18 protein-coding genes and 1 pseudogene are annotated in these 23,135 nt (G+C 64.1%); 14 read left to right on the top strand and 5 right to left on the bottom strand.

Annotation, left to right across the window (positions count from 1 at the left end):
• Window positions 1-86 precede the first annotated feature (86 nt).
• Together tig and hutH are read right to left on the bottom strand one after the other, a co-directional pair.
• Complete coding sequence (gene tig / locus VAE54_RS11460; RefSeq protein WP_322802100.1) at window positions 87-1,424, bottom strand: trigger factor; 1,338 nt, start codon at window positions 1,422-1,424, stop codon at window positions 87-89.
• Between the two features lie 204 nt (window positions 1,425-1,628).
• Window positions 1,629-3,188 (bottom strand): histidine ammonia-lyase, encoded by a 1,560-nt coding sequence (gene hutH / locus VAE54_RS11455; protein ID WP_322802099.1) that lies wholly within the window; start codon window positions 3,186-3,188, stop codon window positions 1,629-1,631.
• 456 nt (window positions 3,189-3,644) lie between these two features.
• Here hutH and VAE54_RS11450 point away from each other — a divergent pair, with 456 nt between their 5' ends.
• From VAE54_RS11450 to VAE54_RS11410, 9 genes are all read left to right on the top strand, one after another.
• Complete coding sequence (locus VAE54_RS11450) at window positions 3,645-4,163, top strand: bifunctional nuclease family protein (protein ID WP_322802098.1); 519 nt, start codon at window positions 3,645-3,647, stop codon at window positions 4,161-4,163.
• 596 nt (window positions 4,164-4,759) lie between these two features.
• Window positions 4,760-6,115, top strand: coding sequence for a replicative DNA helicase (gene dnaB, locus VAE54_RS11445; protein ID WP_322802097.1), 1,356 nt, complete (start codon window positions 4,760-4,762; stop codon window positions 6,113-6,115).
• Between the two features lie 53 nt (window positions 6,116-6,168).
• Complete coding sequence (locus VAE54_RS11440; RefSeq protein ID WP_322802096.1) at window positions 6,169-6,804, top strand: DnaD domain protein; 636 nt, start codon at window positions 6,169-6,171, stop codon at window positions 6,802-6,804.
• Between the two features lie 34 nt (window positions 6,805-6,838).
• On the top strand, window positions 6,839-8,245 hold the full coding sequence (locus VAE54_RS11435) for an ATP-binding protein (protein ID WP_322802095.1): 1,407 nt from the start codon (window positions 6,839-6,841) through the stop codon (window positions 8,243-8,245).
• Window positions 8,246-8,567: 322 nt separating this feature from the next.
• Complete coding sequence (locus VAE54_RS11430) at window positions 8,568-11,357, top strand: hypothetical protein (RefSeq protein ID WP_322802094.1); 2,790 nt, start codon at window positions 8,568-8,570, stop codon at window positions 11,355-11,357.
• A 154-nt stretch (window positions 11,358-11,511) separates the two neighbouring features.
• Window positions 11,512-12,750, top strand: coding sequence for a beta-galactosidase (locus VAE54_RS11425; RefSeq protein WP_322802093.1), 1,239 nt, complete (start codon window positions 11,512-11,514; stop codon window positions 12,748-12,750).
• Between the two features lie 155 nt (window positions 12,751-12,905).
• The gene (locus VAE54_RS11420) at window positions 12,906-13,991 is read left to right on the top strand and encodes a HEAT repeat domain-containing protein (RefSeq protein ID WP_322802092.1); all 1,086 of its coding nucleotides are present in this window, start codon (window positions 12,906-12,908) and stop codon (window positions 13,989-13,991) included.
• An 18-nt stretch (window positions 13,992-14,009) separates the two neighbouring features.
• Window positions 14,010-14,921, top strand: coding sequence for an AEC family transporter (locus tag VAE54_RS11415; protein ID WP_322802091.1), 912 nt, complete (start codon window positions 14,010-14,012; stop codon window positions 14,919-14,921).
• Between the two features lie 176 nt (window positions 14,922-15,097).
• The gene (locus VAE54_RS11410; RefSeq protein WP_322802090.1) at window positions 15,098-16,288 is read left to right on the top strand and encodes a peptidase MA family metallohydrolase; all 1,191 of its coding nucleotides are present in this window, start codon (window positions 15,098-15,100) and stop codon (window positions 16,286-16,288) included.
• A 62-nt stretch (window positions 16,289-16,350) separates the two neighbouring features.
• On the opposite strand, the gene VAE54_RS11405 is transcribed toward VAE54_RS11410, so the two are convergent.
• From VAE54_RS11405 to VAE54_RS11395, 3 genes are all read right to left on the bottom strand, one after another.
• On the bottom strand, window positions 16,351-16,875 hold the full coding sequence (locus VAE54_RS11405; RefSeq protein ID WP_322802089.1) for an NUDIX hydrolase: 525 nt from the start codon (window positions 16,873-16,875) through the stop codon (window positions 16,351-16,353).
• A gap of 91 nt (window positions 16,876-16,966) precedes the next feature.
• Complete coding sequence (locus VAE54_RS11400) at window positions 16,967-17,725, bottom strand: dihydroorotate dehydrogenase electron transfer subunit (RefSeq protein WP_322802088.1); 759 nt, start codon at window positions 17,723-17,725, stop codon at window positions 16,967-16,969.
• Window positions 17,726-17,807: 82 nt separating this feature from the next.
• The gene (locus tag VAE54_RS11395; protein ID WP_322802087.1) at window positions 17,808-19,178 is read right to left on the bottom strand and encodes a CpXC domain-containing protein; all 1,371 of its coding nucleotides are present in this window, start codon (window positions 19,176-19,178) and stop codon (window positions 17,808-17,810) included.
• Window positions 19,179-19,670: 492 nt separating this feature from the next.
• Between VAE54_RS11395 and VAE54_RS11390 the strand changes: the two genes are divergently transcribed.
• From VAE54_RS11390 to VAE54_RS11370, 5 genes and pseudogenes are all read left to right on the top strand, one after another.
• Complete coding sequence (locus tag VAE54_RS11390; protein WP_322802086.1) at window positions 19,671-20,168, top strand: Rrf2 family transcriptional regulator; 498 nt, start codon at window positions 19,671-19,673, stop codon at window positions 20,166-20,168.
• A 40-nt stretch (window positions 20,169-20,208) separates the two neighbouring features.
• Complete coding sequence (locus VAE54_RS11385; RefSeq protein WP_322802085.1) at window positions 20,209-20,334, top strand: hypothetical protein; 126 nt, start codon at window positions 20,209-20,211, stop codon at window positions 20,332-20,334.
• 40 nt (window positions 20,335-20,374) lie between these two features.
• Window positions 20,375-20,890: a cytochrome c oxidase subunit II gene (locus tag VAE54_RS11380; RefSeq protein WP_322802084.1), complete on the top strand. Its 516-nt coding sequence runs from the start codon at window positions 20,375-20,377 to the stop codon at window positions 20,888-20,890.
• Window positions 20,891-20,913: 23 nt separating this feature from the next.
• Window positions 20,914-21,285, top strand: a pseudogene (locus VAE54_RS11375) (CBS domain-containing protein); the annotation flags it as partial.
• 157 nt (window positions 21,286-21,442) lie between these two features.
• A complete protein-coding gene (locus VAE54_RS11370) occupies window positions 21,443-23,092 on the top strand; it encodes a b(o/a)3-type cytochrome-c oxidase subunit 1 (RefSeq protein WP_322802082.1) in 1,650 nt (549 codons plus the stop codon).
• Window positions 23,093-23,135: the final 43 nt, after the last annotated feature.

Here is a 23,135-nt window from a genome sequence, read left to right as displayed (position 1 = left end):
GCGCTGCACGGAACTCAAAGAGCTGCTCAAACGTCCCTGCGGGGCTCAGACCTGCCAAGCGACCTGGCCCGCCCCAACCCCACGGCCTATTTGGGGGCTCCCGAAGTGGAGGCCCGCTCCACCACAGGGGCTTCCGCCTCACTGGTGAGCTCGGCTTCCGCCGTGACCTCCACGTCGCCCCGGACGATCTCCACCAGGCGCTCCAGCGCCCGGCGGGCCAGAAGCCGGGATCGAATCGTTGCAGAGACCTGCGCCTCCAGGTTCTTCCAGGCCTCCTCAGAGGCCTGGACCCGCTGGCGGAGGGCCTGGGCTTCCTGTTCCACCGCTTCTTCGGGGACGGAGAGCCCTTCCTCCTGGGCCAGCTGGTAGAGGACCAGCCCCCGGCGAATCCGGCGCTCGGCCTGAGGCCGGAGCTCCTCCCGCAGCGCCTCCATCGTCTGATTCCGCTCTTTCAGATAGCTCTCCAGATCCTTCCCCCTCCGTCGGAGGGATCGCTCCAGATCCTCGAGCAGATCGTTAATCTCCTCCTCCAGCATCTGCGGGGGGAACTCCACCTCCGCCTGATCCACCAGCGCCTCCAGCGCGCGCTCGGCATACTCCGCATCGTATTGACGGCGCTTGTGGGCCGCGAGATCCTGACGGATCTTCGCCTTCAATTCCTCAAGGGTCTCGAACTCGCCAATGGTCTGGGCCAGGGCATCATCAAGATCCGGGAGAAAATACCGTGCAATCCCGGTGAGGACAGCCTCCACCTGGAGCACACGGGATTCATCTCCCGGCCAGGGCAACTCAAACTGCCGCTTCTCATTTAAGGCCATGCCCGCGATCCGCTCCGCCAGCCCGGGCAGAGGAGGCTCTTCATGACCCAGCACGAACGAGACCTCATCTTCCAGAACGATCTTCCCTTCCGCATCCCTTGCCTGCAGAGCCACCGTGACCATCATCCCCGGCTCCGCCACTCCCTCCGAAAGCGGCTCGATAATCGCGTGATCCCGTCGCAACCGCTCGAGGACCTCCATGACCTCTTCCGCGGTTGGCTCCGGCGGTTCGTAGGGCAGGCGCATGGATCGGTAATCCCCCAGCCGGACCTCCGGCTTCAGGGGGACGATCACGCGGAACGTCAGGGGTTCCGGATCGACCCGTTCCAGCTGGCCCGGCCCGTAGGGATCCAGGCCCAGCTGATCCAGGGCCTCCCGGTAGACTTCCTGGCTCAGGACCTCCACCGCTTCCTCAAAGATCACCTCACGGCCGAAGGTCCGGACCACGATTTCATATGGAGCTTTGCCCCGGCGGAAACCGGGGATGTCATACCGTTCGGCGAAGCGCCGGGCCACCTGGCGCATCGCCTTCTCCACGCGCTCCGGGTCGACTTCAATGGTTAACGCCACCTGGCGCTGCGGAAGGGTCTCCGTCGTGATCCGCACCGATCATTCCCTCCAGAACCAGAATCGCCGGCCTCCCCGATTCCTGCCAGAAGCGGCTCCTTCAAGCGATGGATCTCCTCCGCCCATCGCCGGAACCGGAGGCTTCCGGAGGGTTTTCCGGGCTAGAACCGGTCACGTGGAATTATAACGGGCTCATGGAGGCATCGCAACAAAAGGCGACCGTTCAAATAAAAGCCACCTGTTTTAAGCTGTATTCAGGGCCTCCCGCACCACGTGAAGAACAGCCCCTCCGGCCACCAGCCGGTAAGCCTGCTCCATCCACGGCGCCAGCACCGTATCCCCGGCCAGGAAAGGGATATGCTGACGGAGGACCCGGTAGGCAGCCTCCGTCCCCCTGCCCATGCGCAGGGGGCGCCCGGCCTGTTGCTGGCGCAGATCGATCGCCTGGCCTGCGGCGAACCATTCGGCCGCCACCACCCGCTGCGCGTTGCGCAGCACCAGCTCCGCATGGCGCACCGCCGTGGCTCCCATGCTCACATGGTCCTCCGTGCCCGCGGAGGAAGGAATCGTGTCCACACTCGCCGGATGGGCGAGCACCTTGTTCTCCGAAGCCAGGGCTGCCGCCGTATACTGCACCAGCATGAATCCGGAATGCAGGCCCGGCTCCAGGGCCAGAAAAGGCGGATAGCGGCCCTCGTTCTCCGCCGGATCCAGCAAGCGGTTCAACCGCCGCTCGGAGATGTTGGCCAGCTCCGCCAGCCCGATGGCCAGGTAGTCCATCGCCAGGGCGATCAGCTCCCCATGGAAGTTGCCGCCGGAAAGCACGGTCGGCTCCTCCTCCCCTTCCTCCCAGAAGATCAACGGGTTGTCCGTGGCGCTGTTCAGTTCGATTTCCAGGGCCCAGCGGGCATACGCCACCACATCCCGCACGGCGCCATGCACCTGCGGCATGCAGCGCAAGGAATACGCGTCCTGCACCCGCGAGGGGTTTCGAGGATCGCTCAGCAATTCGCTTCCTTCCACCAGCTGCCGCAGGAAAGCCGCACAATCCATCTGACGGGGATGCGGGCGCACGCGATGGAGGCGCTCGTCGAAAGGCATTGCAGACCCTTCCAGCGCCTCGAGGGTCATTGCTCCTACGATATCCGCGGTCCGCACGAGGACCTCCGCATCATAGGTGATCAGCGCACCCAGCCCGGCCATGAAGGCCGTCCCGTTGATCAGCGCTAATCCCTCCTTGGCCTCCAGGCGCAACGGCTGCAATCCCACGGCGGATAGCGCATCCGCCCCTGGCATGCGACGGCCGTTCACCATTGCCTCCCCCAGCCCGATCATGGGCAGCGCCATATGGGCCAGCGGGGCCAGATCGCCGCTGGCCCCGAGAGAGCCCTGGGCGGGGACCACTGGATGGACCCCCCGATTTAACATTTCCACCAGCAGCTGAAGGACCTCAGGGCGAACTCCAGAGTAGCCTCGAGCCAGGGTGTTCAGGCGGGCTACCATCATCGCTCGGACCTGCTCTTCGGAGAGCTCGGGGCCCACCCCCACCGCATGGCTCTGGAGCAGGTTGTGCTGAAGCTGAGATGCTTGCTCGGGGGAGATTCGAACGTTTCGCAGATGTCCGAATCCCGTGGTCACACCGTAAACCACTGCGCCCCGTTCCAGCAGCCGCACCACCCCCTCCCGGCTGCGCCGGACCCGCGCCCAGGCGGCCGGGGCCAGCGCCACCGGTCGCCGCTCCCGAGCGACGGCCACCACATCCTCCAGGGTCAGGTGCTCACCATCCAGCTCCAAAACGGACATTGGATTCCACCCCCATCCTTGATGTCTGTTTCTAAGTGTGTGATACGTTCGCCTCACCGACAAAGTCCGAGCGAAAGGCCGTTTGCGCCGATTGGAAATCGGCCTCGCAAGGCGCTCCGCGCCCCGCGTCGGCCTGCGCCAACGCGAGAGGCTTTCTTTGGCCGGCGAAGGCCGGCCATGGGCCGAAGGCCTATCCAGGTCGAATTCATTCGACGCCCTAAGGCCGGCCACCGGCCAGAGGCCCCCCAGGTCGAATTCATTCGACGCATCCCAAGCGGCTCCTGCTGGTTTCGATGGGCACCCCTCCGGTAGGAGGGCCTTCACCCTGACCCTTTGCCCCTCTTCCGCCCTAACCCAAAGCCGCCCCGCTGGCGATACGCGGCCCTTGACCTCGGTGGTATAATCAAAGAGTAAGAAGCCGGACGGCGTCGGTGGATGGAACCGGGGGAGGCTCCGATGATTGAAGTGGTGATCGACAGCATCCGCGCCAGCCTGATGTCCCAGCACCGGGTGATCATCCTGCGGGAACGGGAGAGCGATCGCTACCTTCCGATCTGGATCGGCCCCTATGAGGCGGAGGCCATCAATATCGAGCTGCAACAGATCGAAGTCGCCCGCCCCCTGACCCACGATCTGCTGAAGAACGTCATCACCGAAATGGGGGGGACTGTCCTCTACGTGGTGGTCAATGACCTCCGCAACGACACCTTCTACGCCCGCATTGTGATCCAGATGGATTCCCGGCGTCTGGAGATCGATTCCCGACCCAGCGACGCCATCGCCCTCGCAGTCCGGGCCAGGGTCCCCATCTACGTTGACGAAGATGTAATGGAACGGGCGGGAGTCAACCCGCGCGAAGAGGAAATCGAAAGCGAAAGCCTCGAAAGCCCCGAGGCCAAGCTAGAGGAATCCCCCTTCCGCGACCTGATTGAATCCCTCGACCTGGATGATCTGGGGGAAGCCGGGGAGGAATAACATTTGCCCTGCCGCCCGGATAGTGTCTGATGAACCTTTATCTCCATACCCGGACGCGGCGGGCCTCCGCCTGAGGGCTCCGGGGACAGGTTGACCGCAGGGAAAAAGCTCTTTCTCACCGTGGCGGGGAGGGCCCCATTTCGAGTCCGCAACCGGCCAGACCCTTCCCACTGGGGAACCCGGGTTCCCCCTCCTCGCTTTCCACCCTCATGCTCTGTCTTTGACCAGCCCGCTGTCCATGCCCACCCCGACCTTACCCGCGCCGTCCGGGCTCGGCCGGACCGTATGGGCGGATCCGTCCGAACTCCTGCGGGCGAAGCGGTCATCTCCCCTTCGAGGCCATCGGTGGGGGGCGCGGACGGTGGCGACTGTCGAGGTGCTATGGTGTATGCTAATGGTATATTTTAGAGTGACGCCACCGCGGGCCTTCAGGCAGCCTGTGCCCCCCACAGCCATCTGCTCCTGCGGATGGGGTCTCCGGTGCCCGGCGCCTCATCGGCGCGCAGAAACGGGGCGCCGGGAACCAGCTGGCTGTCATCACCCTCGCCAAGCAACAGAGATGATCTTCCACGAAATCATAGAAGGAGGCATCGCGGATGCCTGATCTCGAGCAAGTGGAACAGGTCCCCCTGGCGCCTCATAACCTGGAGGCGGAAGAGGCGGTCCTGGGCGCTGTGCTCCTGGATCCAGAGCTCATGCATACGCTGGCGACGATGTTGCGGCCGGAGGACTTCTTCCTGGAAAAACACCGCTGGATCTGGGAGGCCTATCTGGCCTTGCACGATCGCCGGGAGGCGATCGACCCGGTCACGGTGGCCGATGAGCTGGAGCGCCAGGGACGTCTCCAGGAAGCCGGCGGGCGGGGCTTCCTGATCGGCCTGGCCGCGCGGGTTCCCACCACAGTGCACGCGATGGACTACGCTCGCCTGGTGGAACGGGATTCGATCCGCCGACGCCTGCTGGAGGCCGCATCCCAGATCGCCCGGATGGCCTACGAGGATGCCCACGGCGATGTAGATGAGTTGCTGGACCGGGCGGAAGCCGCCCTCTTCGCCGTGGCCCAGCGTCGCCTGATCCGCGATGTCCAGTCCATCCGGGATCTCCTGCGAACCTATTACGAGCACATCGAGTATCTCTACGAACATCGCGGGGAGCCCCTGGGGATTCCCACCGGGTTCCGGGATCTGGATCGATTGCTGGGGGGCCTGCAGCGCTCGGATCTGGTGATCGTGGCCGCCCGGCCGGGAGTGGGCAAAACCTCCCTCCTGCTCTCCTTCGCCCTGAACGCCGCCAAACGTTACCGGCAGCGGGTCGCCATCTTCTCCCTGGAGATGTCCGCTGAACAGGTCGTCCATCGCCTGGTGGCTCAGGAGACCGGGATCGAGGGGCAGCGCCTGCGTCTGGGAGAGCTACGGGAGGACGAGTGGCCGCGCTTTGTCCACGCCGTGAGCACGCTATCGGAGCTGCCCATCTGGATCGATGATACGCCGGCCATCTCCGCCATGCAGCTGCGGGCGAAAGCGCGCCGGCTTTACGCCGAGCACGGACTGGATATGCTGATCGTGGACTATCTGCAGCTGATGACCGCCGATATCCGGGCGGAGAACCGGGTGCAGGAGATCTCTTACATCTCCCGCGCGCTGAAGAGCCTGGCCCGGGAGCTCAACATCCCGGTGGTGGCGGCCTCCCAGCTTTCCCGCGCTGTCGAACAGCGCCACGATAAGCGCCCGATACTGGCGGATCTCCGCGAAAGCGGCAGCATTGAGCAGGATTCGGATGTGGTGATCTTCATCTACCGGGATGAGATTTATAATCCAGATACGGACCGCAAGAACATCGCGGAGATCATTGTGGCCAAACACCGGAACGGCCCGCTGGGGACCATCGAGCTGTATTTCCGGCCCTCTCAAGCTCAGTTCATCGACCTGCATAAGCAGGAGATCCGGCTGTGAAGACCCAGAGGGAACAGAAACCGTTCTCCGGCTTTCCCTCGGGCAGGGCCCGCATGGTGCCGATCCCAGAAGTCTTCTTCACGGAATTGCTCCCCCAGATCGAGCACCCCGGGGAACTGCGGGTCACGCTGGCCTGCCTCTACCACCTGGCTCGCCGGAGCGGGCCCCTGCGCTACGTCCGGCGATCGGAACTGGAAACGGATCCCGCCCTGACAAACGCGCTCTCCGCCGCTGAGATCCGGGAGAGCCTGAACCGGGCCGTGGCTCGAGGGACGCTCCTGCACGTCCGCCTGGAGGAGGACGGGCGGACCGATGATCTATATTTCCTCAACACCCCCAGGGGGCGCATGGCTTACGAAGCCATCCGCCGGGGGGATCGCCCTTCCAGTCTGGATCTGGGGGAGTCAGCAGTGCTGGTGGCCGATCGCCCCAATCTCTTCGCGCTTTATGAGCAGAATATCGGGCTGCTGACCCCGCTGATCGCTCAGGAGCTGGAAGAAGCCGCGAAGACCTACCCGGCGGAATGGATCGAGGAAGCCATCCGGATCGCGGTCTCCCGCAACATCCGCCGCTGGTCCTATGTCCGACGGATCCTGGAACGATGGGCTATAGAAGGTCGGGAGGCTGGAGGGATGGATGAAACACATCGGCGACGTGTTGTCGAGTCGTGGAAAAAGCTCCGGCGTTGAGGGGAAGCCACAGGACCGCCGGGGGGAAGAGGCGGTGCACCGCGAACCCTCTCCTCCTGTTCCCGGGACCTCTCCTCCCGTATCGCCGGCTCCTGGAGCGACCCGCGCGGAAGCGGGGGCTGCCCTCCCCGCTGAGGCAGGCCCGGAGGCCTGCCCTTACTGCGGGGGGCTGGGATATGTCTCTTACGATGTGCCCCCCGGCCATCCGTTGTTCGGTCGAGCGGTGCTCTGTGTATGCCAGGCCGAGCGGCAGGCGGGCGAGCTCCGCCAGCGGATCCGCTCCGCCAGCCCCCTGCGGGTGCTCCAGGACAAGCGCTTTGAGACTTTCCTCCCCGATGGGCTGGGACTGCCTCCGGACCAGGCTCGAAGCGTCCGGCGGGCCTGGGAACGGGCACGAGCCTTCGCGGAACACCCGGAGGGTTGGCTGGTGCTTCGCGGGGGAACCGGATGCGGCAAAACCCACCTGGCCGCGGCCATCGCCCATCGCCTCCTGGAACGAGGGGTGCCCGCCCTCTTCATCCATGTGCCGGATCTCCTGGACGAACTGCGGGCGACCTTCCATCCAGAATCCGAAAGCTCCTATGAGAAGCGGTTCTGGGAGCTGCGAGAAGCCCCTGTGCTGATCCTGGATGACCTGGGCGCTCAGCAAAGCACGCCCTGGGCCCAGGAGAAACTGTTCCAGCTTCTGGACTGGCGCTACAACGCTCGTCTCCCAACCGTGATCACGACCAACCTTTCCATGGAAGCCCTCGAGCCTCGCCTGCGCTCCCGGCTTCAGGATCCCCGCCTGGTGGAAATCATCGTAATCCTCGCCCCGGACTTCCGGCAGGGCACGCCTTCCACCGGGTCGGATCTCAATCTTCTTCCATTGCTACGGGAAATGACCTTCGAAACCTTCCGCGATCGGCCAGAGCTCTCCCCCCGCGAGCGGGATAATTTGCGGGAAGCCGTCCGGATGGCCCGGGCTTACGCCGAGGACCCCCATGGCTGGCTGGTCCTGGCCGGCCCCTATGGCTCCGGCAAGACCCATCTGGCCGCCGCCATCGCCCACGTCGTCGCCTCCCGGGGGATCCCTGCCCTCTTCGTGGGGGTGCCAGATCTCCTGGACTGGCTGCGGGCCGCTTTCCACCCGAAAAGCGATCAGCCCTACGACCAGCGCTTTGACGAGGTGAAACGGGCACCGTTCCTGGTGCTGGACGATCTGGGAACCGAGAGCGCCACCCCATGGGCGCGGGAGAAACTGTATCAGCTCCTGAATTATCGCTATCTGGCGGGCGCGCCCACGGTGATCACCACCGCAACTCCGCTGGAACATCTGGACGCGCGGATCGCCGCGCGACTGAGCGATGAGACGCGGGTGACCGTGATCACCCTGGATCTCCCCCCCTACCGCACCCCTCTCCGGCGTCGCGAGCCCCGCCGTGCGGGACGGGAGCCATGATCACCCGCTCGAAGCCCCATAAGTGAGGAGGGGGAGGTAGCGGTCGACCGGGCTGCCCCCATCCCCCAGAACCCCACCCATACGGGGAGCCATGGATATCATCGCGCAAGCCGACACCCGGTGAGTTGGGTTAAAATAGGAGATACGCAGTGGATCCCCTGAGGGCTCTTGGGGATGCAGGGCACACCGAAGGGGTCCCATGCCGCTCTCAAAGAGGGCGGAGAAAAGAGCGATGAGGCCAGGCGGGCCGCCTTCAGCGGCCCATCCGGCCTCCACCCCCTCCATCGTTTGCTACTCCAACTCCACCAGGAGGTCAGGCCGAATGACGCTTGCACGTCCGAGAACGCGCCTTTCCCCGGGCGGATCCTCCCCGTGGAAATGGATCCTTGGGCTGGGCGCGGTGGCGATCCTGGCCCTGCTCGGAGTGGGTCTGTGGTGGGTTCAGTCCACCCAGGCGGCCTGTGAAACCGCCACGGCCCAGCAGCCCTTCCAGAGCCCCACCTTCCAGCTCGCCCCTGCCGATCCCGCTCAGAGCGTGCGGGTGGCCGTCTGGCCGCTGGCGGAGCCGGACGCTCCGCTGCGGGAAGCGTTGACCCGCCTGCCGCCAACCCTGAAGCCGGTCGCGCCGTATTACCGGCTGCGCTTCTGCGGCGAGGTCCGCACGCCGCTGCGCATGACGGTGTATATCCCGGATGGTCTCGAGCCGTGGACGATCGCGGATCTGTGGGGCTGGACCGGACAGGGGTGGACATGGCTGGGCGGGGAGCGAGAGGAATCCCAGGGGCTTCTGAGCGGCGAAACTCGCGCTACCCCCCAGTATGTCCTTGTCACGGCCGCTCAGATTCCTATTCCCGCCTTTGGAGCAATTCAGGAAGCGGGGATCGCCCCGGATGCCCGGACCCTGGAGGTCGTGAATGAGGTGAGTGTGGCGGGACTCACCCTGGGCCTGGGCGGCCGCCTGATGGGAGATGAGAACGCCCTTCCACCGCCAGATCCCCAGGGGCGCAATGTCACGTGGCTGCTGGTGCGGAACTACCTCCCGGGCGGAGCGCCTAACACGGCAGCCCTGGCCGCCCTGCTGGCGGATCCCGCGGTCTATCAGGCTCATATTAAGGAAATCCTGAACATCCTCCAGGCCCGCAACTATAACGGCGTCCTGGTCGATTATCGCGGCCTCCCAGCGGACCAGCAGCACGCCTTCATAGACTTCCTTGGCCGGCTCGGCCAGGCCCTCCACGAGCAGGGGAAGGTGCTGGCTGTCGCGGCTCCCCTTCCCCTGCCCGGAGAGCGAGGGCATTTCCTCACCGGCGGCTACGATTGGAAGCAACTGGGCCGCCTCGCGGATGTCCTCTACGTGGAAGCCCCGGATGACCCCATCGCATATATGCCCGGCGGGCTGGTCGAGCAAAGCGTGCGGTGGCTGATCGGCCAGGTGAACCGCTATCAGCTGCAGCTGGTGGGGCCGGGCCTGGCCGTGGATCTGGGCCCTGCGGGCGCGCGGCTCGTTTCCTTTGATGAAGCCCTCGCCCATCTGGGCCGGCTGGAGTCCGCCGGTCCGCTGACCCTCACCGCGGGCATCACCCTCACCCTCGCTCCCATCACCGCCGCTCAGGATCTTCAGTTCCTGGCCGAGGCGGGTGTGTATCGGTATCAATATGTCGACGAAGCGGGGCATCTCCACACCGTCTGGATGCCCACGACCGGCCTTCTCGATCGCCAGCTGTCCCTCATCCAGACGTATCGGCTCCGGGGGCTGACCTTGCGAGGGCTGCTCAGTGGAGGCACCGCGCCGGGCACCGTAGAGGCCCTGCAAGCCTATCGCCAGAGCGGCCAGGCTCCGGGTCTCTCTGCGATGGAATGGGTCTGGCGGATCACCGGGCCGGACGGCCAGGTGGTGGCTGAGATCGCCCGCCCCCTGGCCGATGGACGCGCGGAATGGTCCCCGCCCGGGGAAGCGAAGGGCCCCTTCCATATCGCGCTGATCCTGCGCGCAGGTCCCAGCGAGAAGGCGCAGGGGGAGACCACCGGGATGGTGGCGACGGGAACCCCCATGCCCACCCTGACCCCCACCCGCACTCCCGGGCCTACACGGACCCCGGGGCCCAGTCCCACGCCGGGCCCCACCCCGACGCCTCGCCCCACCAGCACACCGCGTCCTCGCCCCATCGGCGGCGGCTTTGAGCTGGGCGGCCATGTGGACAGCTTCTCCCGGCCGGATCTCATGCGCTACGCCGGCATGACCTGGGTCAAACGCCAGGTCCGCTGGTCCCCGGGCCAGGATCCGAGCAGCGTTGCCGGGCTGATCCAGCAGGCCCACGCCAATGGCTTTAAGATCCTCCTGGGGATTGTTGGCTTCCCCGAACAGATGGGGGCCCCCAATCCGGGTTACTTCGACGCTTTCGCCCAGTTCCTGGGTGGCGTGGCCGCCCTGGGAGCCGACGGGATCGAAGTCTGGAATGAGCAGAACATCGACCGGGAGTGGCCGACCGGCCACATCGATCCCGCGAGCTACACCGATATGCTGCGGCGAGCTTACAGCGCCATCAAGAGCCGCAACCCGGGGACCATGGTGATCAGCGGGGCCCCCGCCCCGACCGGTGCGGAGGGCGCTTTTGGCTCCCATCGGGTGTGGAACGATGATCGCTATGTGGCGGGGATGGCGGCGGCGGGCGCAGCGAACTACGCCGACTGCATCGGCGTCCACTATAACGAAGGGATCGTCCCGCCGGATTGGACCAGCGGCGATCCCCGGGATAATTACTACACGCGTTACTTCTGGGGGATGGTGAACACATACTGGAATGCCTTCGGGGGCGCTCGTCGTTTATGCTTCACGGAGCTGGGGTATCTTTCGGATGACGGATACCCGCCTCTGGAAGCCGTGGCACCTTCCTTCGCCTGGGCGAAGGACGTCACGGTTCAGCAGCAGGCGGAATGGCTGGCCCGGGCTGCGCAACTCTCGGCTCAGAGCGGGAAGGTGCGATTGATGATCATCTGGAATGTGGACTTCAAGAACTACGGGGCGGATCCCATGGCCGGCTACGCGATCATCCGGCCGGACGGCTCCTGCCCCGCCTGTGAGACGCTGCATCAGGTGATGGGGGGGCGTTAAACCGTTCCGCGCCGCCGGGCAGGGCGGGTGCGAAAAGGGCCTGCCACCGGCATGGCTTGCGCGCATAGCGCTTCGGGGTCGTGGGGCGGGCGGCCCAGCCGCTCTTCCCACGGCCCCCGCCTCGTGATTCTTGCGGTCCGAGGAGGAGTCGCGGTTGAATCGAGCCATTCGCCACTGGATCCTACAACTGGCCGTCATCCTGGTCGCTCTGGAGATGGGCATCCTGGGTTTCGCGCTCTGGCGCTCCACTGCGCCTCAGCTGAAGACCTCTCCCACACCTTCTGCCCTTCCTACAGCCTCTCCCGGACCATCACCGACTTCGCGCTCCAATCCCGAGCCTTTTCTCATCGGAGTTCAGGTGCACGGATATGTGGGAGATCCGCGGGATACCCTTCGCGTGGTCCGTCAGGTGGGATTCCCATGGGTGAAGCAGCAGGTCCTCTGGTCGATGCACGAGCCGGAGCCCGGCCGCTACGATTGGGGCATCCTGGAGGGATTCCTGATCGTCGCCGAACGGGAGCACGTGAACGTTGTGCTCAGCGTGGTCACGGCTCCAGAGTGGAGCCGTCGGGAAGGCGGGATCCGCGGACCGCCGGACCGGCCGGAGGATCTCGCCCGCTTCCTCCGGACACTGATCCGCCGGCATCGCGGGCGGATCCATGCCATCGAGGTCTGGAACGAACAGAACCTGAAACGGGAATGGCAAACCTCCCGGGGACTACGCCCGGAGGATTACGTGGAGTTGCTTCGGGTTGCCTACACGACGATCAAGGCGGAGGATCCCGGGATCATGGTGATCAGCGGGGCGCTTTCCCCCACCGGGATCGACGACGGGGTGAACGCGGTGGATGATTTCCGCTACCTGCAGGGCATGGTGCAGGCGGGTTTTTTGAACTACGCGGATTGCGTGGGGGTTCACCACAACGGTTACAACATTGGCCCGGATGTGCTGGCGGAGGAGGCCCCGCTCCTGCCGGAAGCCCGAACCGCCCGCTTTCGAGGCCCCTTTGACAACCCCCATCATAGCTGGAGCTTCAAGTCGACCCTTTGGGGCTACCGGGAGATCATCAGGGATGCGAAGCCGCTATGCGTCACAGAGTTCGGATGGGCATCCGCAGAAGAATATGGAACCGCACCGCCGGGGTTTGAATTTGCCCTGGATAATTCCCTGGAGAAACAGGCTCGCTGGATCGTGGAAGGGTTCGAGCGGATGCGCAACTGGGGATTTGTTCGAATGGCGATCCTGTGGAACCTGGATTTTGGGCCGAAGGGATTCGGACCGAAACGGGACGATAATGTGCTCTACAGCATTCTGGACACACGCGGGGTTCCACGCCCCGCCTTCAGCGCTCTCCAGGCTTACCTCGCTGGGCTTCGCACCGGGGATCGGTGAAGTATATGCGTTAAAATTAGTAAGAGATGCTGTTGATAGGTCCGTGGGAGCTTCAGGGGGTCTACAAGGCGCCAGAAGCGCCTCACCAGCCTCCCAACAGCTTCTTCAAGGCCCCCGAGCCAAGTGGTAATTCGCAAAAAGAGAGGAGGATCTGGATGCCATCGGTGGAGACCCTGATAAATCATCTGAAGGATGAGGGGACCCCGCTTTCGATCGCTCGCCTCTACTGGCTCTCCGATTTAAACGATGAGGAATTCGCCCGGGTCGCCCAGGTCTGGCTGACGCTATCGCCATCCCGGCGTCGGGCGATCATAAGCCACCTGGTGGATATCAGCGAAGAGAACACAGAAGTGGATTTCGGTCGTGTCTTCCGCATGGCCCTGAGCGATCCGGATCCAGAAGTGCGAGCGATGGCTATCGATGGGCTGTGGTATGAGGATCATGATCTTCATCTCATGCGCCGATTTTTCGAGCTCTTTGAACAAGATCCTGCACCGGAGGTCCGCGCCCGCGCCGCTATCGGCCTGGGGCGTTACTTCTATAATGCCTGCATTATGGAACAAATTCCGCTCTCCGCCGTGCAGCCGGCCATTGAGGCGCTGCGTCAGGCCTTCTATAACCCAGAAGAGCCCCTGGAAGTGCGACGACGCGCCCTGGAGGCCTTGGGGAACACCCTGGAGCCTGACCTCCCGCAGATGATTGAACGGGCCTATACGGATCCAGATGAACGGATGAGGATCAGCGCGGTCTTTGCGATGGGTCGAACCGGCGAGGCCCGCTGGACACCTTATGTGATGGAAGCACTGCGCAGTCCCAGCCCGGCTGTGCGCTATGAGGCCGTGGTTGCAGCGGGCGAGATCGGGATCCGGCAAGCTGTTCCCCTTCTGGAGCGATTGATTCAGGAGGGGGATGCAGAGATCCAAGAAGCGGCGATCTGGGCGCTGGGGGAGATCGGAGGCCCACGGGCTCGCGAGATCCTGACGGAGATCGCCCAGGGTGAGGATGAGGATCTGGCCACGCTGGCCGAGGAGGCGCTGGAAGAGCTGGAGCTGCTGGAGGGCGGAGAGACCCTCATGCCCCTCCTGGAGCTGGATCTGGAGGCTGAAGAGGAGGAAGCGGAGGACTGGCTGATGGAGTGGGAGAGGAAGCACCTGGGCCTGGAGGAGTTGGAATTGGAAGAGGAGGAGAAAGAAGATCCCGACCCGGAAGACCGAGATCACAGGCAGCGCAATCGGCGCTGACGATAGGAGCATTGGCCGGTGAGCCTTCGCCTCGTCGCCGAGATCTTTTTTCATGATCTCATGCCAGTCCTCCTGGTGATCGCGGCGGGCTGGCTGGCGGGGCGCTGGCTGAAGATCCCCCCGCATCCCTTGGCGCGTGTTTCCTTTTACATCCTCAACCCCGCTCTGGTGTATATCTCCCTCATCCGCTCCGATATTACCGGGGCGGAGCTGGTGCGTTTCCTGGGGTTCTCGATCTCTATCCCCCTCCTCGCTGGCAGTCTGGGGCTTCTACTCAGCCTCGCCCTGGGGTTCTCCGCATCGGAGCGGACGGCCCTGATGATGACGGCGATGTTTGTCAACGCGGGGAGCTATGGGTTAGGGGTGATCCAGCGCGCCTTCGGCGAAGCTGCTCTTGCCCGGGCCGTGCTTTATTTCATGACCAACAATATCCTATTGAATACGCTTGGGGTGCTGATGGCCGTGCACACCGGCGGCCGAACGGGATGGAGATCCGTGCTGATCCTTCCCAGCTTTTACGCCGCGTTGCTGGCCGCCATGGCGCGCCTCAGCGGATGGATGCTCCCAGAGCCCGTGGAAGCCGGGATTGCCCTCCTCAGCCGGGGTGCGATCCCCGTCCTCCTGCTCGTGCTCGGCCTGGAGCTGGCCCATATTCAGCTGGAGGATCGGTGGATTGCAATGGGTCTGGGGGCCTTCCTGCGTCTAATGGTCATCCCGCTGGTGGCCATCCCCCTGGCTACTGTCTGGGGGCTGGAAGGACCAGCTCGACAGGCCGGGCTGCTGGAGAGCGCAATGCCCGCCGCCATCTCCAGCGTGGTCATGGCGGCGGAATTCGGGGTTTACCCCCGCACCATCGCCGGGATTATTTTCCTGTCCACCCTGCTTAGCCCGCTCACCCTCAGCCTGTGGATCGCTTGGCTGCGGGGATGAACGCAATCCGTTTCCTTACCATACCATGGGGCTTTCCCGGTTGGCCCGCCTCCCGGACGAGAGCCGATACGTTTCCGAAACTATGCTGGCCAATGTGGATGAAGATGGTCTTGGGCGTTCCAGGTTCTCCTATAAAGTTCGGGTTTTCTGCATCCAGGTCCCCAGGGTGGATCGCGATGGGGCTTCTGGGGCTTCTGATGATCGCTCCCCCCCTCGAGGTTCAGAGCCCGCTTCCGGCCCGAGTGGAGCTGGATTACACCTTCGGTCAGCGCATGCAGTTTATCCTGGAGCTCGAAAGCCCTCTCCCCATTATGGAGGCCATTCTTTACTACACCCTCCCCGACACCGAACTCCCCCAGCGAGTGCGTGTGGTTCCGGGATCCCAGATCCCGTCTCGAATCACCTACGAACGGGATCTCCGCCGGGATCCTTTGCCGCCTTTTGTGCCGCTCACCTTCTGGTGGGAAGTTCAGGATCACGAGGGGCGCTGGTGGTCTACGGAGCGGCGGACGGTTCGATATCTGGATAACCGGGTAGCCTGGCGCACGATCTCCTCAGGCCCTCTACATCTTTACTGGCATGCGGGGGATCCCGGGCTGGCCCGGGCAGTGCTGGAGCTGGCCCGTCAGAGCCTGGAGCGAATCAGCGAGCCCCTGGGATATCGAACATCGGAGCCCATCGAGCTGTTCTGGTATACCGATCGCGAACTGGCCCAGGCGGCGTTTCGACTGGCAGGGCTGGAGATCGGGGGGGAGGCTCGCCCTCGCTGGCGAGCCGTGATCCTGATCGCCTCCGCAGACGGAGCCGGTCTGGAAATCCTCCGCCGCCTGATCCCCCATGAGCTCACCCATGTGATCCTGGACGATCTATCCGGGGGGCAGCCCCTGCCCGCGTGGCTGGATGAAGGCTGGGCGTTGCTGAACGAAGGCTGGCCGGATCCAGCCCTGCTGCGGGCTCTTCAGGAGCCCCGCCTGGAGGGCGTCTCCCTGGCGAGCTTATGCGGGGATTTCCCCTCCGATCCTTTGCGTGCTCCCCAGGCTTACGCCCTTTCCTGGGCAACAGTTCGCTATATCCGTGATCAGGAGGGACTCGGAGGCCTCCGGCGGTTGCTGGAGGCCTACGCGGGAGGGGTCTCCTGCGAGAACGGGGTGCGTCGGGTCCTGGGGCGCTCTCTGGCCCGCCTGGAGGCTGAGGCGGAAGCCGCCCTGCAACCCCAACCGCCCTGGCAGTCCCTGACGGAGCGCCTCGGGCCATGGCTTCTTCTGTTTTTCTTACTCAGCCTGGGCCCCATTTTCCTCCCCTTCAGCCAGCCTGAGGAAGCCAAGAACCCACCGGGCTCACCATCCGCTCAGAGCGAGAAGCTTTGAGAGATAGGAGAGCCGCCTTCAGCGGCTCTCCTGCCCCCTGGATGTTCCGAGGTCTCCCCTCCCTAAAACCGCCTCTCGATGAACCCCTTTTGGCGCCGCCATCGCCAGAGGGCCCGGCGTGTGCTGGCGAAAACCAGCGGCGATGGAAGGCCATCGGGAGGGAAGAAACCGGCCTCCAGCGCATCATCCCCAGGCTGAAGGGAACCCCCGATGGGGATCCCCTGATATACGATGAGGACCGCAGGGCCCCGCGGATCCATAGACACGGCGAAGACATCCAGCAGGCTGCAGATACGGATGAGGAGCCCGGTCTCCTCACGGCATTCCCGAATCGCGGCCGCAACCGGCCCCTCATCGATCTCCACAAACCCAGCGGGAAGCGCCCATCCCCCCTTCCCCGGATCGTAACGCCGCCGCACCAGCAGGACCTTCCCATCCTGTTCCACCAGCACTCCGACAGCGACCTTCGGATCATAGAAAACGACATACCCGCAGGCCGGACAAAACGGGCGCTCCCGGCCGAACAGGAACCGATGCGTCAGGCGGGCGCCACAACGAGGGCAGAAAAGAAAGGACTCGGAACCCATTCCCGGATTTCTCGCCCCGAGCGCGGGGATGATCCGTTCGTATCGGCCACTGCAGTTGCCTGAACAGCTCCTTCCAGGGCTGTATGAAATATTACCCGAACCGCAATACGGGACCCTCCAGGCACAGCACCACGCCCTCCCGCTCGCATGAGCCGCACAGCCCGATGCCGCATCGCATGTAAGCTTCGTAGCTGAGCTGTGCCGGGATGCCCAATGTGGCGGCCAGCGCCCGGAGCCCCTCCAGCATCCCTTCAGGTCCACATCCATAAAGCGCATCATAGGAACCGGAGCGCAGCAAACGGGCCGCCACCTCGGGAGCTCGCCCCGGCTCCCCCGCAGAACCGTCTTCCGTCGCGATCACAACGGATGCTCCCAGAGCCCGAAAACGATCCCCATAGAGCACATCCTCGGCGCGCCGGGCGGCCGTCAGGGCGGTCACCTGGATCCCCCGCGCGATCGCCTCACGGGCCAGGAAAGCGAGGGGGGCGACTCCGTATCCTCCGCCGACCAGGAGGATCCGCCGGCCCTCGATCGTGAACCCACGGCCCAGGGGACCCCGGATCCATAACCGGTCGCCGGGATGCAGGGCATGCAGGGCGGCGGAAAACGGGCCCACCCGAGCCACCGTCAGAGTGACCGGATCGACCTCTGCCAGGCTGAACGGCTTTTCCTCGTAGCCGGGCAGCCATGCCATCACGAACTGACCCGGCTGAGCCTCGATGCGCGCGTCCAGAATCAGCGTGCGCACGCGTGGGCTCTCTTGAAGGATCCGCATCACCCGGATCGCCCGGGGATGCCCCCCTGCCCACCAGACGCCGCAGCTCGGTGGGGAAAGGATCTCCTCCGCCATGCCAGAGGCCTTTACCCGGTTTGCCTTGGGATCATCGGATCAGGTCTTGCGTTTTCGTAAGACATTTCCTCCGAAAGCCCCATCATGAGGGACGAAGGATCGCCGGCGCGGCGGCCACCTGTTCGGCCAGGGAGCGGATCGCGGCGATCCGCTCCGCGATCTCCGCCCGGCCTTCTTCCCGCATCCGCGCCTCCATTTGCTGCAACCACTGCTGGAACTGCGGCGTCAACAGCCGGCGATTTCGCTCCAGAATCTGCCGGCGGTGCTCCTCCGAGCGGGCGTTCAGCAGAGCGTTCAGCAGCCGGAGCTCCGGCGGCAACGCCTGCTGGAGGATCGCCATGGCGATCTGCCCCAGCAGATTCAACGCCTGAGCCAGCTGGGTATCGCCTGCCTCCAGAGCCGCTTCCACATTCATCTGAAGGACATCGAAGAACACGTCATCGATCTCCGCAATGCGCTGGATCAGGCGCTCCTGCAGCTCCCGCTCCGAGGGAGCGGTCAGGAGCTCCCGGATCAGACGCGCCCGCTCCTCGTAAACCCGCCGGATCTCCTGGTCGACCGCTTCCCGGGCTTCCAAAATCTCCCGACGCAGAGCGATCAGGCGCTCGGCTTCTTCCCCCCGACCGGCCGCCTCCGCCTCCTCAATGCGACGGGTCAGGTTCTGGAAGAACCGGTAATCCAGGAAGGGACGGCCCAGCGCCACCAGCGTCCGACGGGTCTCGGGATCCGGAGCTTCCAGAAGAGCCTCCAGCAAGGTCTCGCCGCTGGGGGCACGGGTGAACTTCTCAATGATCTGCGTCCGGGAACGAACCGTCCGCCCATAAGGCGTCAGCTCGAGCAGCCGGTCTCGAATCGCCATGATCCGGGCGAACTCCTCCGCCGATCCCTCCTCCTGAACGGTCGCCAGCGCTTCATGGAAGAGGCGGAAGAACTCCGCGTCGATTTTCTCCGCATTCTCTCGGATCAACTCCTCCACGTCCTCCATGCGCCGGGCGTTCAGGATCCGTTGCAGGAGGAGCGTCCGCTCCTCCATCGCCTTCAGATCTTCATCGGTATAGCCATCGGCCCGCAGGATCGCCTCCAGGAGGCTCTGAATGGTGAAGAACTCCTTCGGTTGAAGGAGATAGGCCTTGCGCTTCTCCCGGGGGAGCTGCCGCAGGATCGTATCCGTGAGCTGCCCGACGATCCGCTGGCGATCCACCTCTTTCAGGTTCGCCTGGATCGGGATGAACACGAGGGCGAGCTCCTTCTCCGGGTCGTGATAAAGGAAAGGCGCCGCGAAGCTCACCCGGTTGCCGCATCGGGGGCAGATAAAGGCGTTCAGACGCCCGGTGAGAAGCAGACGTTTCAGATGGGGCTCTTCGGAAACGTCGATGATCTGGCGAACCTGCACCTGAACCGGTTGGCCGCAGAAGGGACAACGAATGGTCATAGAAGTGGGTGGAAAGGGCATGCCGTTCCTCCTGATCTGAATACAGGGAAAGTAACCGGGTTAATTTTAACGCAACCTGCCCTCGCATAGACTCCAGTAAACCACAGGACCCCCTTCGAGAGCCAGATGAGCAGGCGGGGGACATCCCCCGCAGCTCCCCGGCAGGGGGCTTTGCCCCCTGCACCCCCATGGATGTTGCCCTTCGGTTGGAATTATTGAAAAGCCCCGGAGAAGCAGGATAGCCCCTCCCCCTGAGGTCAGCGGCGCGACTCGGATAGAGGCAAGTTGAACCTTTCTGAATCGCAGGAATACGCTCAGGTCCCGCCAGCGCCCCAACCAGCCTCCAGAACGCTCTTCTGGAGATCTCGCCCCAGGATCCCCCGGATCCGTGGAGGATATGATCTCCCTCATGGCGAATCCGTGAGGAATAACACTACTCGTCTGTGCCGGAAAGGGCCTATCCTCAAAGCGGACCACGTCGGTCCACAATGTCTGAATTTCACAGGAGGGGCGATGGAGATCAGCCGGCGGGCCGATTACGCGATGCGGGTGATTCTGGATCTGGCGATGCTCCCGCCGGGGATGCGCGCCCGGGCCCGGGATATCGCACGGCGACAGGCGATCCCCTACGCATTCCTGCAGAAGATCATCCGGGATCTCTGCACCGCAGGTTTCATTGAGGCCAGTCGGGGCCGGCGGGGTGGGGTGCGGCTGGCCCGACCAGCGGAATCCATCACCCTGCTGGAAGTCCTGGAGGCCATGGAAGGTCCCATCCGCCTGAACCGCTGCTCCCGGGAACCCCACCTCTGCCCCCGCTGGAGCTTCTGCGCCATCCACCCCATCTGGGCCCAGGCGCAGGCCTATCTCGAACAGCTTCTGGGCTCCACGACGTTCGCTCAGGTGGCGGAGCGGGGCCGTGAGATCCGGGCGATGCAATCCCGTAACGGGGCTAACGGCGCTGTCCCATCGATTCCAGAGGCCCTCACGGCTCACACTCTGGAGATCCGATGAGTGCCGCCTATCTCCAGGATCCTGGGGAAGGAGGTGAAGGATGCACGAGATGTTCCAGCCCCGAGCTGCCTTGCTTCTGTTCCTCAGTATGATTGTGTTGTTCGCGGCCATGTGGTTCGGCCTGTATCTCACCATCCTGCTTCCTCGAGGGATGACGGCATTCTGAACCCTCGGTGCGTCCCACGACCGCTATCGGGAGGTTCCACATGGTGAAAGATCCATTCGAGCGGGCAGCGATCTTTGGGGCCGGTTTCTTGATGACCGCTTTCTTTGTCGCCATTGTCATCAGCGCCTTCGGCCTGGGGATCCGCGTCCCTACCTGTGTCACCGACATCCCCCCCTTCGATCAGCCCGCCGTGGTGGAAGCCGCCCCAGGCCAGTATGTGGTGAACGTGGTCGCTCAGATGTGGGCGTTCAACCCTCGTGAGATCCGAATCCCCGCCGGCTCCACCGTAACCTTCAACCTCACCAGCAAAGATGTCCAGCACGGCTTTAAGATCCTCAACACCAACGTTAACCTGATGGCCATACCGGGCGTGGTAAACCGGGCGCAGGCCCGATTCGATCAGCCCGGGGAATATCTGATCGTTTGCCACGAGTATTGCGGGCTGGGCCATCACGCCATGTCAGCGAAGGTGATCGTCGAGCCGCGGACGGCGGAGGGGCCCTCTCTCCCGACGCCCCGGACGATGGCCTCAGCCCTGGCATGCTGGGCCCGTTGAGACATCCACACAGGGGGTGCGCCATGGGATTGAAGGCGAAGGACATCATGACCACCGAGGTGGTGACCATTGAGCCATCGGCCACGGTGGCCGAGGCGGTGGCGCTCATGAAGGAGAAGGGCCTGCGGGCGCTCATCGTCGAGCGGGCCAATGAGGAGGACGCCTACGGCATCGTCACGGAGACCGACATCGTTTATAAGGTAGTCGCCCAGGGCCTGAGCCCGCAGTCGGTGCTGGTGCGGGAGATCATGACCAAGCCGTGCATTGTGGTGAACCCGGATCTCTCGGTGGAGAACGTGGCCCGTCTCTTCGCCCTGGCCAGGATCCGGCGCGCGCCGGTGATCCGGGAGCGGCTGCTGGGAGTGATCTCGGTGACCGATATCATCCGTAAAGCCCTGTAAGAGGCATCCCCCCAGGTCAGCGAGGGGATGTCAACGAAAGTTAGGGCGGGCAAGCCGGGAAGCAGCATGGGCTGCTTCCCCAGCCGATGGGATCTCGGAAAAGCCATCGGGCGGATCCGATCGCCGGTCTCTACTCTATGGGGAGGTCACCATGGGAGCCTTCACGATGTTCGAGAGCGAGAAGCGATTGATCCGCTGGCATCTTTACATCGCTTATATCGCTATCGCGGTCGGCATCTTCTTCGGCCTGCTCCAGGCCCTGAGCCGGGCGAAGCTGTTGCCGCCCATGCCCTGGTATGATTACTATCAGGGCCTGACTTTCCACGGGGTGCTGAACGCCCTGGTGTGGACCACCTTTAACATCGTGGCCCTGCTCGCCGTGGCCGTGCGGGCTTCCCTAAGGCGGCCCCTTTACAGCCTGGCCCTGGGGTGGACCGGCTTTGGGTTGATGACCGTGGGGGTTGCCGCCGCCGGCTACGCCATCCTCACCCGTCAGGCGAATGTCCTCTACACGTTCTACCCGCCCCTGATGGCCCACCCGGCCTTCTACCTGGGCGCCACGCTGCTCATCGTGGGCTCCTGGATCAGCGGGGCCAACCTGATCCTCACGTATGTCGCCTGGCGGCGGGAGAACCCGGGGCAACGCACGCCACTGATGACCTTCGGCTCCATCGTCACTTTCACCCTGTGGTATATCGCCACTCTGGGGGTGGCCATCGAGGTCCTTTTCCTGTTGCTCCCATGGTCCCTGGGCCTGGTCAAGCAGACCAACCCGATGCTGGCCCGCACCCTGTTCTGGTATTTCGGACATCCCCTGGTTTACTTCTGGCTCCTGCCGGCCTACGTAGCCTGGTATACAATGGTCCCCCGGCTGGCGGGCGGCAAGCTATATAGCGATCCGATGGCCCGCCTGGCCTTCCTGATGCTGCTGATCTTCTCCACTCCCATCGGCCTGCATCACCAGTACACAGACCCTGCCATCGGCCAGGAATGGAAGCTGCTGCACGCTTTCGGAACGTTCCTGGTGGCCATTCCCAGTCTGCTGACCGCCTTCAACCTGATGGCCTCCCTGGAGCATGCCGGGCGGCAGCGGGGCGGGCGGGGGTGGATCGACTGGATCTTTCGCCTTCCGTGGGATGAGCCGGCCTTCGCTGGCGCAACGCTCTCCATGATCGCTTTCGTCTTCGGCGGGATCAGCGGGATCGTCAATGCCTCCTACAACGTCAACTTGGTGGTCCACAACACCTCCTGGGTCCCCGGCCACCTGCACCTCACCGTGGGCACCGCAGTGACCCTGACCTTCATGGCCATGGCCACGTGGATGGTTCCCTATCTCACCGGCCGGGCCCTGTGGAGCCGGAAGGTGGCCCTGGCGAACATGTACCTGTGGTTCATCGGCGTGATGATCTTTGCGGTGGGGATGATGCGCGGCGGGCTGGAAGGGGAGCCCCGACGGACGAATCTGGGATTCTCGCCGTATCTGTTGCCGGAGTGGAGGCCCTTCCTGATCATGGCGGCGGTGGGCGGGACCCTGATGTTCATCGCCGGCGTGCTGTTCCTGCTGAATATGGCGATGACCCTGTGGTTCTCCCGACAACCGGCCCGGGTGGAGGTGCCGATCGCCGAGGCTCTGCATACGGCTGCGGACGCGCCCACTGCCTTCGAGCGCTGGCGGGTGTGGCTGGCCGTGGCCGTCATCCTGATCGTGATCGCCTATACGCCAGTGCTCACTCAGGTGCTGCAGACTTCACCCTTCTCCGCTTACGGCTTCCTGCCCTCCAGCGCAGTGCCCATCCGGTAGAACCGATATCATATTCCAGAGAGGCCGATCGCTGGTTTGTCCG

Source organism: Thermoflexus sp. (genome assembly GCF_034432235.1).
Taxonomy (GTDB): domain Bacteria; phylum Chloroflexota; class Anaerolineae; order Thermoflexales; family Thermoflexaceae; genus Thermoflexus.
The sequence above is the reverse complement of the archived record's forward strand: the minus strand, read 5'-3'. Positions and strand labels throughout refer to the sequence as shown.

Excerpts from the sequence above, each read along its gene's own strand:
- hutH (WP_322802099.1), bottom strand. The coding sequence starts at position 3,188 with ATGTCCGTTTTGGAGCTGGATGGTGAGCACCTGACCCTGGAGGATGTG.
- VAE54_RS11450 (WP_322802098.1), top strand. The coding sequence starts at position 3,645 with ATGATTGAAGTGGTGATCGACAGCATCCGCGCCAGCCTGATGTCCCAG.
- dnaB (WP_322802097.1), top strand. The coding sequence starts at position 4,760 with ATGCCTGATCTCGAGCAAGTGGAACAGGTCCCCCTGGCGCCTCATAAC.
- VAE54_RS11440 (WP_322802096.1), top strand. The coding sequence starts at position 6,169 with ATGGTGCCGATCCCAGAAGTCTTCTTCACGGAATTGCTCCCCCAGATC.
- VAE54_RS11430 (WP_322802094.1), top strand. The coding sequence starts at position 8,568 with ATGACGCTTGCACGTCCGAGAACGCGCCTTTCCCCGGGCGGATCCTCC.
- VAE54_RS11420 (WP_322802092.1), top strand. The coding sequence starts at position 12,906 with ATGCCATCGGTGGAGACCCTGATAAATCATCTGAAGGATGAGGGGACC.
- VAE54_RS11410 (WP_322802090.1), top strand. The coding sequence starts at position 15,098 with ATGGGGCTTCTGGGGCTTCTGATGATCGCTCCCCCCCTCGAGGTTCAG.
- VAE54_RS11405 (WP_322802089.1), bottom strand. The coding sequence starts at position 16,875 with ATGGGTTCCGAGTCCTTTCTTTTCTGCCCTCGTTGTGGCGCCCGCCTG.
- VAE54_RS11400 (WP_322802088.1), bottom strand. The coding sequence starts at position 17,725 with ATGGCGGAGGAGATCCTTTCCCCACCGAGCTGCGGCGTCTGGTGGGCA.
- VAE54_RS11395 (WP_322802087.1), bottom strand. The coding sequence starts at position 19,178 with ATGCCCTTTCCACCCACTTCTATGACCATTCGTTGTCCCTTCTGCGGC.
- VAE54_RS11390 (WP_322802086.1), top strand. The coding sequence starts at position 19,671 with ATGGAGATCAGCCGGCGGGCCGATTACGCGATGCGGGTGATTCTGGAT.
- VAE54_RS11385 (WP_322802085.1), top strand. The coding sequence starts at position 20,209 with ATGCACGAGATGTTCCAGCCCCGAGCTGCCTTGCTTCTGTTCCTCAGT.
- VAE54_RS11380 (WP_322802084.1), top strand. The coding sequence starts at position 20,375 with ATGGTGAAAGATCCATTCGAGCGGGCAGCGATCTTTGGGGCCGGTTTC.
- VAE54_RS11370 (WP_322802082.1), top strand. The coding sequence starts at position 21,443 with ATGGGAGCCTTCACGATGTTCGAGAGCGAGAAGCGATTGATCCGCTGG.